Source organism: Altererythrobacter sp. TH136 (genome assembly GCF_007065885.1).
Lineage (GTDB): Bacteria > Pseudomonadota > Alphaproteobacteria > Sphingomonadales > Sphingomonadaceae > Tsuneonella.
In genome coordinates this window covers 857,927-872,407 of record NZ_CP041409.1, presented here as the reverse complement: position 1 = coordinate 872,407, position 14,481 = coordinate 857,927, and the positions used below count along the sequence as shown (strand labels likewise).

The window sequence follows — 14,481 nt, the reverse complement described above, 5'->3', positions numbered from 1 at the left end:
GCCTAAACGGCCGCGCCTCGCGCGCGCTTGGTCGACTGCGGTGATTTTTGGGCATATGGTGAGCAATGGATCACCACCAAGTCCGGAGACAGCCTCGCGTGTTTGAGGCCCCAGGCGAAGGTTTGGCCAAGTCGCTGACGCTGACACATGCGGTTCTGTACGGTGTGGGCGTAACCATCGGCGCGGGTATCTACGTGCTGGTCGGCATCGCTGCCGGGAAAAGCGGAATGCACGCCCCGCTCGGCTTTCTGCTGGCGGCCATCGCGATGGGGTTCACCGCCGCCTCGTTCGCCGAGTTGGGAACGCGGATGCCCGTCAGCGCCAGCGAGGCGGCCTATGTAGAGGCGGCATTCCACCGCAAGCGGCTGACCTTGGGAATGGGCTTGCTGATGGTTATCACCGCCACTGTTTCGGGAGCCACCATCAGCGTTGGCAGCGCGGGCTACCTCGCCACTCTGATAGACTTGCCCAATTGGGCGATCATCACCGGTGTGGTCATCGTCATGGGTGCGGTAGCATGCCTCGCGACCAGCCAATCGATCGCCGTGGCGGGACTGATGACGCTGATAGAAGTCGGCGGCCTGCTTCTGATTGTCGGGGCGGGGTTCGCTAATGGAGGTGAGGAATGGGGGCGAATTCCGGAGATCATTCCCTCCGCAGGAGATACGGCCGCGTGGGTGGGGGATCGGTGGCACGACCCTTCTCGCGGTTTTCGCGTTCGTCGGTTTCGAGCACATCGTGAATATCTCGGAGGAGTTGAAGGATTCCTCGCGCACCCTTCCTGCCGCTCTGTTCCTGACGCTCGCAATCACCGCGGTTCTCTATGCGCTGGTCGTCTGGACAGCCGTGAACGCGGTGCCGCCCGGCGAGCTCGCGACCTCTTCTGCACCTCTTGCTGAAGTGTTTGAGAGGCTGACCGGGCGGTCGCCTCACTTCATGAGCGCGATCGCTATCGTCGCCACACTGACCGGTGTGGTCGTGCACATGATCATGATCGCTCGGGTTCTCTACGGTCTGTCCGTCCAGGGAAATCTGCCCGCTCCTCTGGCGCAGGTTCACCCGGTCTCCCGAGTACCCGTGTTCGCCACGGGTGTTGCGGTTGCCGGAATTCTTCTGCTGGCTGTGCTAGTGCCCCTGACCGGGCTGGCGGAGTGGACCGCGCGTGGAACTCTTCTCGTGTTCGCGGGCATAAACCTGGCGCTGATCAGGTTGAAACGGCGAGGCAACCCAGTCGCTGACGGGGTGTTCAAGTGCCCGCTGTCGGTCGCTTATCTGGGGCTGATCATGTCGATCCTGCTGCTGATCCTCGACCTTCTAAGCTGAGGATGCGGGCGCCGCTGTAGACGACCATTGTCCTGCCCGCATCGCGCGTTTGACGCAGGCCGCTGACCAACCGAGTGGGGACCCATGACTACCGATTCAGCCGCCCTTCGATCAGGGTCTCCACCACGCTCGGGTCCGCCAGCGTCGAGGTGTCGCCCAGCGCGCTCATCTCGTTCTCCGCGATCTTGCGCAGGATGCGGCGCATGATCTTGCCGCTGCGCGTCTTGGGCAGGGCGGGGGTGAAGTGGAGGTGGTCGGGGCTGGCGATCGGGCCGATCTCGGAGCGGACCTGCTGGCGCAATTCGGCGGTCAGCGCGTCGGAGGGATCCTCGCCGGCGTTGAGGGTCACGTAGCAGTAGATGCCCTGGCCCTTGATGTCGTGCGGGTAGCCGACCACCGCGGCCTCCGCCACCTTGGGGTGCAGCACCAGCGCGCTTTCGACCTCGGCGGTGCCCATGCGGTGGCCGGAGACGTTGATCACGTCGTCCACGCGCCCGGTGATCCAGTAGTATCCGTCGCCATCGCGCCGGCACCCGTCGCCGGTGAAGTACTTGCCACGATAGGTGGTGAAATAGGTTTCGGCGAACCGCTGGTGGTCGCCATAGACGGTGCGCGCCTGGCCGGGCCAGCTGCGGGTGAGGCACAGGTTGCCGCTGGCTGCGCCCTCCAGTACTTCGCCCTCCGCATCGACCAGCTGCGGGCAGACACCGAAGAACGGCTTGCCCGCGCTGCCCGGCTTCATGTCGTGCGCGCCGGGCAGGGTGGTGATCATCACCCCGCCGGTTTCGGTCTGCCACCAGGTGTCGATCACCGGCAGCGCGCCCTTGCCGACCGTGTCCGAATACCACCGCCAGGCTTCGGGATTGATCGGCTCGCCCACCGTGCCCAGCAGGCGGAGCGAGGAGAGGTCGTGCCGCTCCACCGGCGCCTTGCCTTCGCGCATCAGCGCACGGATCGCGGTGGGGGCGGTGTAGAAGATGTTGACCCGGTGCTTGGCGACGGTGGCCCAGAACCGGTCGTGGTCGGGCCAGTTCGGCACCCCTTCGAACATCAGCGCGGTCGCGCCGTTCTGCAGCGGGCCATAGACGACATAGCTGTGCCCGGTGACCCAGCCGATGTCGGCGGTGCACCAGAACACCTCGCCCGCGCGGTAGTCGAAGGCGTAGCGGAAGGTCGTTTCGGTCCACACGGCATAGCCGCCGGTGGTGTGGAGCAGGCCCTTGGGCTTGCCGGTGGAGCCGCTGGTGTAGAGGATGAACAGCGGGTCTTCGGCGTTCATCGGTTCGCACGGGCAGTCGGCAGCTGCCCCTGCCGACAGCTCGTGATACCAGTGATCGCGGCCGTGCGTCATGGCGACATCGCCGCCGGTGTGGCGGATCACCAGCACCGCCTTCACCGCGACCTTGTTCAGCGCTTCGTCGACGTTGGCCTTCAGCGGCACGGTCTTGCCGCCGCGCAGCCCTTCGTCCGCGCAGATCACCCAATCGCTCGCGCAGTCCTCGATCCGCCCCGCGATCGCTTCGGGGCTGAAGCCGCCGAAGATTACCGAGTGGACCGCACCGATCCGGACGCAGGCGAGCATGGCGAACGCGCCTTCCGGCACCATCGGCAGATAGATCGTCACCCGGTCGCCTTTGACCACGCCCATCGTTTTCAGCGTGTTCGCCATGCGGATCACTTCCGCCTGCAGCTCGGCATAGGTGATGCGGCGGACCTCGCCTGCGGGATCGTCGGGTTCGAAGATCAGCGCCAGCCGGTCGCCATGCCCGGCGGCGACGTGCCGGTCGACCGCGTTGTGGCAGATGTTCAGCCGGCTGTCCTCGAACCACTTGATGCTGACCGGATCGTAGCTCCAGTCGCCCGCCACCGTGGGTGCCTGCACCCAGTCGAGCCGCTGCGCCTGTTCGAGCCAGAAGCCGTCGCTGTCCTCGATGCTGCGGCGGTAAAGCGCCTCGTACTGTTCAGACGTGCAGTTGGTGCCGTGCGCGGCGGCGGCGGGGCGGCGCACCCATTCGTCATCGTGGTGCGCGGCAGGCTCGGTCATGGCTCTCTCCTTTGCGCGGCAGGCTAGCGGGTCAATCGGCGAGTGTGAACGCGTTCCGCGCGCCGTCATTGGTGAGCGTGACCTGCCGACCGAGGGGGTCGTGCGCATCCATCAAGGCCAGCGTCTCGGCATCGTCGCTGCGCGCGATGAAGCGGCGGTCGTCGGGCAGATGGCCGATCACCACCGCATAGCTCGGCCCCGTGCGGTCATGCACGACGGTGTAGGTGTCGATCGTGCCGGTGCGCGCGACCAGTTCGACCAGGTCGGGCGCGGCCGGGCGGTGCTGGACGGCTTCGCTCCAGCCTGGAAAAGCCGCCGGCTCGGTGGACAGGACGAGAGCCGCATACTTGCTCTGGAACCCGCCGTTGGCACCGACCAGACCGTATGCGCCCGCGTTCGCGCGCAGCCGTTCGACCACGCTGGCGATCGCGTGGCTGGAATAGCCGTTGCCCGCGCCGCCGAAGTAGGGAAGGCCGCCCGTCACCGTCAGGCCGCGCGGATCGTCTGGCGACAGGCCGAGGTGATCGATCGCCGTCGAGAACACCGCGACGGGGAAGCACGAATAGAAATCGAGCACCGCCACTTCGTCAATCCGCTTGCCGGCCGCCGCCAGCGCCGCGTCCAGCGCGGCTTCGGCGGCGGGATAGGCGCCCGGATCGGCGCGCTCGAGGATGTCGGGTTCGGCAGCGTGCGCGGCACCGTGGATATAGATCCAGCGGTCCTCCGCAATTCCCGCTTCGCGTGCAGCGGCGACTGACATCACCAGCATCGCGGCACCCATGTTGACCTGGTCGCGGGCGACGACCTTCAAAGGGAAGGGATCGGCGATCATCCGGTTCTTCGGGGTGACCGTGGCGATCTCTTCCGCCGACAACGGCTCGCTCGCGGCGCTCGAATACGGGTTGGCCGCGGCCACCGCGCTCAGCGGCGCGAACAGTTCGCCCATGGCGGCGCGGTAGTCTTCGCGGTTCAGGCCGAGGCGGGCGCGGCGGGCGTTCTCCAGCAGCGCGTACGCGATCGGCGCGCTGACGATGCCGTGCCGGATGCCCAGCGGGGTGAGCATCCGCGCGGAACCGCGATCCTCCATCTCGCCGTCGTCGTGCTCGGCCCAGTCGCGGCTCTCGCCATGCTTGGACAGGTGGCGGGTGTTCGAGATCGCCTCGGCCCCGAACACCAGGCCGGCCGCGATCTCGCCGCGGGCGATCCGCTCCGCCATCTCGACCAGGGCGGTGACCGGCGACTGACCGCCGACCGCTTCCAGGATCGCGCGCTTCGGCGACAGGCCCACGCGGCGGGCGACTGCCAGCGGAAACTTGTCCGGCTTGCCGAACTGTGCCGGCGCGGCGCCAGAGTCCTCGAACGTGCGGATCGCGGAGACGACCTCGATCAGCGGCTTGAGGTCAGCGGCCGCGCCGGCATCGTCGATGGCGCGTTCGGCGGCCCAGGCGGCCAGATCGGCGGCGGACCGGCCCTGCCAGTCCGCCTCTCCGATCCGCTCGACCACCTGGCCGACGCCGACGATCACCGGCGTGCGGTCATCCATCAGCGGTTGAACTTCTCGTGCGCCTCGGCCTTGCGGCGCAGGTATCCGCTCACCGGCAGATCGTGCTTCTCGAGACCTTCGACCACGGTATCCAGCCCGATGGTGTCGGCCCAGAACATCGGCCCGCCGGTGTAGAGCGGCCAGCCGTAGCCGTTGATCCAGACCACATCGATGTCGCTCGCGCGCTGGGCCATGCCTTCGTCGAGGATCTTCGCGCCTTCGTTGACCATGGGGTAAAGCAGCCGCTCGCGGATCTCGTCCTTGCTGATTTGGCGCTGCGGCTTGCCTTCCTTGGCAGCGAAATCGGCGATGATCGCCTTGGTTTCTTCGGACGGGGTGCGGTTGCGCGCCTCGTCGTAGTCGTAATAGCCCTTGCCAGCCTTCTGGCCGAAGCGGCCCTTGGCGCACAGCGCATCGCGGATCGTTTCGATCTTCGACGGATCGCGGTGCCAGCCGATGTCGGTGCCCGCGAGGTCGCCCATCTGGAACGGGCCCATCGGGAAACCGAATTCGAGCAGGACGTCGTCGATGTCCCAGTAATTCGCGCCTTCCATGATCAGCGCGTTGGCCTGTTGCTGGCGCGGGCTGAGCATCCGGTTGCCGATGAACCCGGGGCACACCCCCGACACCGCGGCGACCTTGCCGATGGTCTTGGCGAGCTTCATTACCGTTGCCAGCACGTCGTGCCGGGTTTCACGCCCACGCACGATCTCCAGCAGCTTCATCACGTTGGCGGGTGAGAAGAAGTGCAGACCCACGACATAGCCGGGCCGCTCGGTGGCGGTCGCGATCTCGTCGATGTCGAGGTAGCTGGTGTTGGAGGCCAGGATCGCGCCCTGTTTCACCACTTCGTCAAGCTTGGCGAAGACCTGTTTCTTGACGTCCATGTTCTCATACACGGCCTCGATCACCAGGTCGCAGTCGGCCAGTTCGGAGTAGTCGAGCGTCGGCTTGAGCAGGCCCATCGCCTTTTCGACCGCATCCTCGGTCATGCGGCCGCGCTTGGCGGTATTTTCGTAATTCTTGCGGATGGTCTTCGCGCCGCGGTCGAGCGCTTCCTGCTGCATCTCCAGGATCGTCACCGGGATGCCGGCGGTCAGGAAGTTCATCCCGATCCCGCCGCCCATGGTGCCCGCACCGATGATGCCGATCCGCTTGATCGGGATCAGCGGAGTGTCGGCGGGCACGTCGTCGATCTTGTTCGCGGCGCGCTCGGCGAAGAAGTAATGGCGCATGGCGGCGGACTGGGTGCCGGACATCAGCTTGCCGAACAGCTCGCGCTCCTTCTTCACGCCCTCGGCATAGGGCAGCTCGCCCGCCGCCTTGACCGCTTCGATCGCGGCGTTGGGCGCGTCGAAGCCGCGGATCTTGCGTGCCTGGCTGGCGCGGAATTTGTCGAAGATGTCGGGGTCGCGCACCCCGTCCTGGTTCCTGGTGCCCTCCGAGGCGCGCGGGACCGGCTGGCCGATCTTGCTGCGGGCGAAGGCGACGGCATCAACCTCCAGGCTGTCCTCGCCGACGATCGCATCGAGCAAGCCGATGCTTTCAGCCTTCTTGGCGCTGATCGGATCGCCGCCGACGACCAGCGGCAGCGCGGCTTCGGCACCGACCAGGCGCGGCATGCGCTGGGTGCCCGCGGCGCCCGGAATCAGGCCGAGCTTGACTTCGGGCAGGCCGAGCTTCGCGCTCGGCACCGCGACGCGGTAGTGGCAGGCGAGCGCGACTTCGCACCCGCCGCCCAGCGCCGTGCCGTGGATCGCGGCGACCACCGGCTTGTCGCTCGCCTCCATCGCATCGAGCGTTTCGGGCAGGCTGGGGCCCTGCGGCGCCTTGCCGAATTCGGTGATGTCGGCCCCGGCGAAGAACGTGCGCCCGTCGCAGCGGATCACGATCGCCTTGACGCTGTCGTCGGCAAGGCCACCCTCGACCTCGCGCTTGAGGCCGGCGCGCACCGCCTGGCCGAGCGCATTGACCGGGGGGTTGTTGGACACGACGACCAGCACTTCGCCGTCACGGTGGGAGGAAATCGGATCGGTCATTTTCTCAGGCTCCTCAAGCGCGGCTGTCGGACAGCGCGGAATAGATCAGGGTTTTGAGCTGGCGGCGCACCGGATAGGCGCTGGACGGGTAGACCTGGGTCATGAACACCATCGAGATGCCCTCCACCGGATCGACGAAGAACGCGGTCGAATAGGCGCCGCCCCAGTAGAATTCGCCCTTGCTCGACGGCATCAGCGTCTTGGCGGGATCGATCACGCAGGCGAAGCCTAGGCCAAAGCCGACCCCGGCGTTCTGGCTTTCGGAGAACAGGCTCTGGGACAGCTGCGTCAGGTCCTGGCCGCCGGGCAGGTGGTTGGCGGTCATCAGGTCGAGCGTCTTGGGCGCGATGATCCGCGCGCCGTTCAGCTCCCCGCGGCCGATCAGCACGGCGCAAAACTTCTCGTAGTCGGCGATGGTGCCGACCAGGCCGCCGCCGCCGCTGTCGAACTTGCCCGCCTGGCCCAGCCGGCTGGTGCGGCCGGCGTCGATCAGCTTGGCGGGCTGGCCGGGCACGTACTGATAGGCATCGACCAGCCGCTCAAGCTGGCCTTCCGCGCCGAAGCGGGTGTCGGTCATGCCCAGGGGGCCGAAGATGTGCTGCTGGAAGTAATCACCCAGCCGCATGCCGCTGAGCCGCTCCACCGCCACGCCCAGTACGTCGGTCGAGACCGAGTAATTCCACCGGTCGCCGGGCGAAAACTCGAGCGGGATCTTCGCCAGCTTGGCGATGTATTCGTCGCTGTCGAGCTGCGCGCGGGCGAAGTCGAAATTGCTCTCGCGATAGGCGGCATCGACGTTGCTGCGCTGCTGGAAGCCATAGGTCAGGCCGCTCATGTGGGTGAGCAGGTCGACGAACCGCATGGGCCCCGCCGCCGCGCCCGGCACGAACGGCGCCCCGCTGCCGCCCCCGCCGGCGTAGACCGACAGGTTCCTGAATTCCGGGAACACCTTGGTCACGGGGTCTTCCAGCGCGACCTTGCACTGTTCGACCAGCTGCATGAACGCGATCGAGGTGACTGGCTTGGTCATGCTGGCGATGCGGAACAGCGCGTCGTCGCGCAGGTCTTCGCGCCCTTCGCCCATCACGCCCATCTGCGCGCGATAGGCAATCTGCCCGTCGCGGGCGACCGACACCTGCATCATCGGCAGGCGGCCGCTGTCGAGATAGGCGGTGCGCAGAAATGGCTCGATCCGATTCAGCCGATCCTGATCGAACCCCAGCGCGGTGGCAGTGGTGGTGTCCAGCATGACGCGATTCTCTCCCGCATGGCGCCCATCGGCGCTCTTGCGGTCAAGCCATACCCAGCTTTCCGATCAGGGCAAATACTCTCCGCCGCTTGCCGCCATACCTGCATCTGGAAAGCCCGCTTGCGAAGGCGGCGCGATTGCTCATACAGTCGGGCCAAAGACATAAGCATAAGGGAAAGCGATGCCTGACACCAACCTGGCCGAGGTTCTCGGCTGGACGCCGCCCGCGGGCTGGCCTGCGATGAGCCGCGGACAGATCCAGGACAAGCTCACCGCGCCTGGCGAGCGATTCGAAATGGAGACGATCACCATCCGCGGCGTGCCCACGCGGGTGTGGAAGAACGCGCCGGAAAACCTGCGCGCGCTGATGATGGTCGCGCGCACGCACGGGGACCGCGAGTTCACCATCTACGAAGACGAGCGGGTGACCTATGCCGCGTTCCACCGCGCGGTGGCAAAGCTGGCGCAGGTGCTGCAGGCGCACGGCGTGAAAAAGGGCGACCGGGTCGCGCTGGCGATGCGCAACCTGCCCGAATGGCCAGTGGCGTTCTTCGCAAGCGTGGCGATCGGCGCGGTGTGCGTCCCGCTCAACGCCTGGTGGACCGGGGGCGAACTCGCCTATGGCCTGGCGGATTCGGGCACCACGGTGCTGATCTGCGATGCGGAGCGGTGGGACCGGATTTCCCCGCACACCGGCGACATCCCCTCGCTGCGCCACGTATTCGTCAGCCGCTGCCTGGGTGACCTTGCGCCGCCTGCAGCGCGGCTGGAGGAGCTCATCGGCACTACCGACGAATGGAAGAACCTGCCGGATGCGGAGCTTCCGGCGGTCGACATCGCCTCCGACGATGACGCGACGATTTTCTACACCAGCGGCACCACTGGCAAGCCCAAGGGGGCGCTCGGCACGCACCGCAATCTCGTGACCAACATCTTCTCTGGCGCGTACAACGCCACGGTGTCGGTGCTGCGGCGCGGAGAGGTGCCGCCCGACCCGGTGCCCAAGACGGCGCTGACGGTGATCCCGCTGTTTCATGTCACCGCCTGCTCCGCCACCCTGATGGGCACGCTGGCGGCGGGCAACACGCTGGTGTTCATGCACCGATGGGACCCGGTGAAGGCGTTCCAGATCATCGAGCGCGAGAAGGTCAACGTGACCGGCGGCGTGCCGACGATCGCGTGGCAGCTGATCGAGCATCCCGAACGCGAGAACTACGACCTCTCCAGCCTGGAGGCGATCGCCTATGGCGGCGCGCCCTCGGCGCCCGAACTGGTGCGCAAGATCCGCGACATCTTCGGCGCGCTCCCCGGCAACGGTTGGGGCATGACCGAAACGATGGCCACGGTCACCGGCCACTCGAGCGAAGACTACCTCAACCGCCCGACGAGTTGCGGCCCGCCGGTCGCCGTCGCCGACCTCAAGATCATGAACGAAGAGGGCACGGAGGAGCTTCCCGTCGGCGAAGTGGGCGAGCTTTATGCGCGCGGGCCGATGGTGGTGAAGGGGTACTGGAACAATCCTGAAGCCACTGCCGAGACCTTCATCGACGGCTGGGTGCGGACCGGCGACCTCGCCAAGCTCGACGAAGACGGCTTCTGCTACATCGTCGACCGGGCCAAGGACATGATCCTGCGCGGGGGCGAGAACATCTATTCGTCCGAAGTCGAGAACGTCCTCTACGATCACCCCGCGGTGACCGACGCGGCGCTGGTCGGCATCCCGCATCAGCAGCTGGGCGAAGAACCGGCGGCAGTGGTCCACCTCGCACCCGGCACGACCGCCACCGAGGCCGAACTGCAGGCCTGGGTTGCCGAGCGGCTAGCCAAGTTCAAGGTGCCGGTCCGGATCCTGTTGAGCGCGGACACGCTGCCGCGCAACGCCAACGGCAAGATCCTCAAGAAGGACCTGAAGGCGCTCTTCGAACAGCCGCCCGGGCAGCGCTGACCTGGCGATGGGAGAGGGGACCCACGCCAGGCCGAACGAGACCGACCGCTTCGAACGGCGGCGGCAGGATGTCATTCATGCAGCGTCCGCGCTGATCAACGAACTGGGGGTCAAGGGCACCACGTTCGCCGAGCTTGCGCGCTCGGTCCGGCTCAACGCCACCAGCATCACCTATTACTTCGACCGCAAGGACAAGCTGGTGGTCGCGGTCTACGAAGCGACGCTGGAATGGCTCGAAGCAGCGGCGGCGGAGGCTGCCGCGCAACCGACGCCGCAGGAACGGGTGCGCTCGTTCGTGCGCGCGCACGTCGCGCTCCGCCGCCGGATTCGCGGCGGCGAGAGCGGGCTGATCACCGCGCTCAGCGAAATCCGCACGCTGGGCGAAGCCGCGCAGGCGCCGCTGCTGGCGCAATACGCGCGGGTGCTCGATCACGTGCGCGCGTTCTTCGGCGACGGGCGCGGCGGCCTCAAGCGGTCGCTCGACACGGCGCGCGCGCACATCCTGCTGGAAGCGATGTTCTGGTGGCCGGTATGGTCGCTGCGCTATTCGACGCATGACTTCGATCGCCTTGAAGCACGGATGTTCGATATCTTCGCCCGCGGCCTGGCGGGGGAGGGGCGGGGCTGGTCGCCGCAGACGCTGGCGAACGAATCCTGGCGCGGCGGGGACGATGATGACGCGACCGGCGCATTCCTCCGGTCGGCGACCGTGATGATCAACCAGCGCGGTTACCGGGGCGCATCGGTCAACCGCATCGCGGCGGCGCTGAATGTCACCAAAGGCAGTTTCTATCATCATCACAACGCCAAGGACGATCTGGTCTTCGCGTGTTTCCAGCGCAGTTACGATCGCCTGTCAGCGGTGCAGCTGGCTGCGCGAGAGCTGGCGGGGGACGGGTGGACGCGCACCGCGAGTGCGCTGGCAGAGCTGATCGACCTGCAGTTCCACGATCCGATGCCGCTGCTGCGGACCACGGCGCTGCAGGCGCTGCCAATGGGGGATCGGGGCAGCGTGGTCGTGCGGTCAAATCGGCTGGCCAATCGCTTTGCCGGGATGTTGTCTGACGGGATCGCCGACGGGTCGGTGCGCGCGGTCGATCCGCTGGTGGCGAGCCAGCTGATCATGCCGGCCCTGAACGCCGCGTACGAGGCGCGCGGCTGGGCGGCCCGGCAGCCGGACCCTGCGCTGGCGGTCAAACTGTATGCCTGGACGCCGTGCGCGGGCGTGTTCACCGATCCGCCCGAAGTCGGCTGAATAACTAGATTTGTGGCAACGAAAAGGGGCCGGATACCTCGCGGTACCCGGCCCCCTCCCGATCAATTAGCCTGCGATCAGAACTGGCTGCGCAGGGTCACACCGTAAGTCCGCGGCTCCGCGAGGAACTGCGAATAGATCTGCCGGCCGCCCGGGTACTGCGGATCGGCGAACGCAGTCGTCGTCGAGACCGCGCCTTCCTGGAACGGCGAGTTGAAGGCGACCTGAGCGTAGTCCTTGTTGAAGATGTTCTGTCCCCACAGCTCCACCGACCAACGCTGGTCGGGGCCGCGGAGGCCGATGCGGGCGTTGAACAACGCGTAACCGTCCTGCTCCTTCTGCGGGAACAGGTCCGACCCCGTGTTGTAGTCGCCGGTCATCCGGCCATCGACATAGAACAGGGCCGACAGGCCACTGTTGCCGATTTCCGGGGTATAGGCGAACGAGGCGGTGGTGGTGATCTGCGGCGCGTTGGACAGGTTGTCCCCCGGCAGCTTGCGCAGCGACTCGTTAAGCGGCGCGCCATCCTCGGTCCCAACCAGGTTCCGGCGATACTTGGTGTCGGCATAGGTCATGCCGAGCGCCACCCGGATGTTGTCGGCCGGAACCAGTTGCGCTTCCAACTCGACGCCCTGCGAGCGCACGCCATACGTCACATCGTCCGCGGCGCAGGCGCCGCTGGCGCTGGCGCCGGCGTTGAAGTTGGGAGCGCCTGTGAACTTGCTTTGGTCACGGTCGGCACCGTTCAGATCAGCCGAACAGCCGTTGATATTCTGGACGATGTAGACGGTGCCGTCGAACGTGTTCAGCTGGAAGTTGCTGAACTGCTGAAGGAACAGCGCGCCAGACAGCGAAAAAGGTCCGGTCGCGTACTTCGCGCCAATCTCGAATGCGTTCACCGTTTCCGCGTCGAACTGGAGATTGCCGACGAGCGCCTGCGCACCGGCCTGCGCATTGCCGCCGCCGAAGCTGGCGAATGACCGGATCGGTGCCTTGAGCGCCGAGCGGTCGAAGTTGAACCCGCCCGCCTTGTACCCGCGCGAATAGCTGCCGTAGACCAGCAGATCGTCGACCGGCTTCCACGACAGGATGGCGGTGCCGGTGAATTCGTCTTCCTTGCGCTGGTCGTTGATGCTGACCCCGTTCAGCTCGCTCGTCGAATTGCCCTGGCACGTCAGCGAGATGAGCCCGCCCGCCGTGGCCGCCAGACCGGTGGCGAGGAAGGGCCCAAGCGCCGCCTGCTGGGCGACACACGCCGTGTTGTCGTTGCCGAAGGTGGCGCTGAACTTCTTGCGTTCATTGGTATAACGCAGGCCCAGCGTCAGATCGACCGTGTCGGTGACGTGCAGGATGTTGTGCGTGAAGGCCGCGAAGCTGCGGCTGTCCTGCCGGTAGAAATCCACGGTGCTTCCGCGATCGCTGATGGAATCCAGCCGGTCGAACGCGGCGGTGAGGGTCTGTCCCACCCCGGCCGAGATGCCGGGGACAAATCCGGCGTTAAGCGCACCGCGAATGGCCGGCGCGAGGCAGCCCGCGCTGGTCGGGGAATAGCCCGCGGCCAGCGTGCCGCCGGACACAGCGCGGCAAGCGGCAAAGCGGCCATACTGGCTGCCGAAGCGCAGATTGCTTTTCCCGCGGAATTTCTCGTCCGCGTAGAAGCCGCCAATCAGCCAGTCGAGCTTACCGTCGAATGCTTCGCCGTTCAGGCGCAGTTCCTGCGTGAAAGTCCTGAACGCGCGCCGGTTGTTGCCATCAGCCCCGTTGTAAAGGATGTCGATGGTGCTGTAATCGAGGTCGGCAGCCTGTTCGTTATAGTAATCGCGGTATGCGGTAATCGAGGTCAGCGATGCCTCGCCGAGGTTCCAATCCACTTGGCCTGAAACGCCCCAATCCTCGGTCTTGCCGTCGTAGCTGCGGCCGGGAGTGACCGACAGCGTACGATCGTAGCCCCGGTTGAACGCGGCCGGGTCTTGCCCCAGATCGCGCAGCACGTTGATGATGTTGTTGCCGTTGCCGAACGTCCCGGCGCCCGCATTGACCGATGCCACCGGCTCGTTGAGATTGCCGATGAACGGATTGACCGAGCGATCGACATAGACCGCACCGCAGCACGATTCCTCGCGGTTCGTGTAATCGCCGATCAGACGGACGCTGATGTCGCTGGTCGGCTCGAAGCGGAGCTGCCCGCGCAGGAAATAGCGATCGCGGTCGTTGACCCGGGTGTCGTTCGCGGGATCCCGGTAGAACCCGTCACGCTGCACGAACACGCCGTCGACCCGGGCGGCCACGGTATCGCCGAGCGGCACGTTCACGTTCCCTGCCAGACGCAGGTAATCGTAGTTGCCGTAAGTGGCTTCGCCACCGGCGGAGAAACCGCTGAAGGACGGCTGCTTAGAGATAATGGAGATCAGGCCGGCGGAGGAGTTACGGCCGCCCAGGGTTCCTTGCGGGCCGCGCAGCACCTCGACGCGGTCGATCTCACCGAGTTCGTTCAGGCCGATGCCCGAACGCGAGCGATACACGCCGTCGATGAACACAACCACCGAGCTTTCAAGGCCGGGATTGTCGCCGACGGTGCCGATACCGCGAATACGCGGAGAGGCATTCGCTTCGTTGCCGGTCGAGGACACCAGGAGCGACGGGGCGACCTGGTTGAGCTGCCGAATGTCATTGGCACCCGAATTCTGGAGCGTCTCTGCATTAACGGCAGAGATCGCGACCGGAACGTCAGCCAGCGCCTGGGCGCGGCCCTGCGCGGTCACCACGATGCCCACATCATCGACGCTCTCTTCCAGCACCTCGGCCGACTCTTCGGTCACAGCAGCGGCCGAGGTGTCTTGCGCTTGAGCGGAGCTCACCCCGAAAATGCCCGCCGCGATTGCGAAGCAGGCACAGGTATGGCGCAGATTAGCCTTGATCATCGGTCTTCTCTCTCCCTTGGGGACGGGTCCTCGCCATTACGCGATGGGTACCCGTTCCTCGAATCTGAAAGGTGAACACAAGCTTCCTGTCAAGCAGGAAGCAGCGCTTGGCCGCTGAATCCCGGTTCTTTCCGTGGAGGTGAGGCAGGCGGGCAACGCCTT

General features: G+C 66.2%; 8 protein-coding genes and 1 pseudogene. 4 read left to right on the top strand and 5 right to left on the bottom strand.

Annotation, left to right across the window (positions count from 1 at the left end; all coding sequences use genetic code 11):
* Positions 1–65 precede the first annotated feature (65 nt).
* Positions 66–599 (top strand): annotated as a pseudogene (locus C0V74_RS13305) (hypothetical protein); the annotation flags it as partial.
* Between the two features lie 13 nt (positions 600–612).
* On the top strand, positions 613–1,323 hold the full coding sequence (locus C0V74_RS13000; RefSeq protein WP_210413443.1) for an APC family permease: 711 nt from the start codon (positions 613–615) through the stop codon (positions 1,321–1,323).
* Positions 1,324–1,411: 88 nt separating this feature from the next.
* On the opposite strand, the gene acs is transcribed toward C0V74_RS13000, so the two are convergent.
* From acs to C0V74_RS04240, 4 genes are read right to left on the bottom strand one after another with little or no spacing between them, the layout of a single operon-like run.
* On the bottom strand, positions 1,412–3,367 hold the full coding sequence (gene acs, locus C0V74_RS04255; protein WP_143250771.1) for an acetate--CoA ligase: 1,956 nt from the start codon (positions 3,365–3,367) through the stop codon (positions 1,412–1,414).
* 31 nt (positions 3,368–3,398) lie between these two features.
* Complete coding sequence (locus C0V74_RS04250) at positions 3,399–4,910, bottom strand: acetyl-CoA acetyltransferase (RefSeq protein WP_210413442.1); 1,512 nt, start codon at positions 4,908–4,910, stop codon at positions 3,399–3,401.
* Complete coding sequence (locus tag C0V74_RS04245; protein ID WP_143250770.1) at positions 4,910–6,949, bottom strand: 3-hydroxyacyl-CoA dehydrogenase NAD-binding domain-containing protein; 2,040 nt, start codon at positions 6,947–6,949, stop codon at positions 4,910–4,912. The genes C0V74_RS04250 and C0V74_RS04245 overlap by 1 nt, the downstream gene beginning before the upstream one ends.
* Positions 6,950–6,962: 13 nt before the next feature.
* Complete coding sequence (locus C0V74_RS04240) at positions 6,963–8,198, bottom strand: serine hydrolase domain-containing protein (protein WP_143250769.1); 1,236 nt, start codon at positions 8,196–8,198, stop codon at positions 6,963–6,965.
* A gap of 181 nt (positions 8,199–8,379) precedes the next feature.
* Between C0V74_RS04240 and C0V74_RS04235 the strand changes: the two genes are divergently transcribed.
* Complete coding sequence (locus C0V74_RS04235; protein ID WP_143250768.1) at positions 8,380–10,143, top strand: class I adenylate-forming enzyme family protein; 1,764 nt, start codon at positions 8,380–8,382, stop codon at positions 10,141–10,143.
* Positions 10,144–10,150: 7 nt separating this feature from the next.
* Positions 10,151–11,398 (top strand): TetR/AcrR family transcriptional regulator, encoded by a 1,248-nt coding sequence (locus C0V74_RS04230; RefSeq protein ID WP_143250767.1) that lies wholly within the window; start codon positions 10,151–10,153, stop codon positions 11,396–11,398.
* Positions 11,399–11,475: 77 nt separating this feature from the next.
* Here the strand turns inward: C0V74_RS04230 and C0V74_RS04225 are convergent, their stop codons facing one another.
* Complete coding sequence (locus C0V74_RS04225) at positions 11,476–14,319, bottom strand: TonB-dependent receptor (RefSeq protein ID WP_083495333.1); 2,844 nt, start codon at positions 14,317–14,319, stop codon at positions 11,476–11,478.
* Positions 14,320–14,481: the final 162 nt, after the last annotated feature.

Excerpts from the sequence above, each read along its gene's own strand:
- C0V74_RS13000 (WP_210413443.1), top strand. The coding sequence starts at position 613 with ATGGAGGTGAGGAATGGGGGCGAATTCCGGAGATCATTCCCTCCGCAG.
- acs (WP_143250771.1), bottom strand. The coding sequence starts at position 3,367 with ATGACCGAGCCTGCCGCGCACCACGATGACGAATGGGTGCGCCGCCCC.
- C0V74_RS04250 (WP_210413442.1), bottom strand. The coding sequence starts at position 4,910 with ATGGATGACCGCACGCCGGTGATCGTCGGCGTCGGCCAGGTGGTCGAG.
- C0V74_RS04245 (WP_143250770.1), bottom strand. The coding sequence starts at position 6,949 with ATGACCGATCCGATTTCCTCCCACCGTGACGGCGAAGTGCTGGTCGTC.
- C0V74_RS04240 (WP_143250769.1), bottom strand. The coding sequence starts at position 8,198 with ATGCTGGACACCACCACTGCCACCGCGCTGGGGTTCGATCAGGATCGG.
- C0V74_RS04235 (WP_143250768.1), top strand. The coding sequence starts at position 8,380 with ATGCCTGACACCAACCTGGCCGAGGTTCTCGGCTGGACGCCGCCCGCG.
- C0V74_RS04230 (WP_143250767.1), top strand. The coding sequence starts at position 10,151 with ATGGGAGAGGGGACCCACGCCAGGCCGAACGAGACCGACCGCTTCGAA.
- C0V74_RS04225 (WP_083495333.1), bottom strand. The coding sequence starts at position 14,319 with ATGATCAAGGCTAATCTGCGCCATACCTGTGCCTGCTTCGCAATCGCG.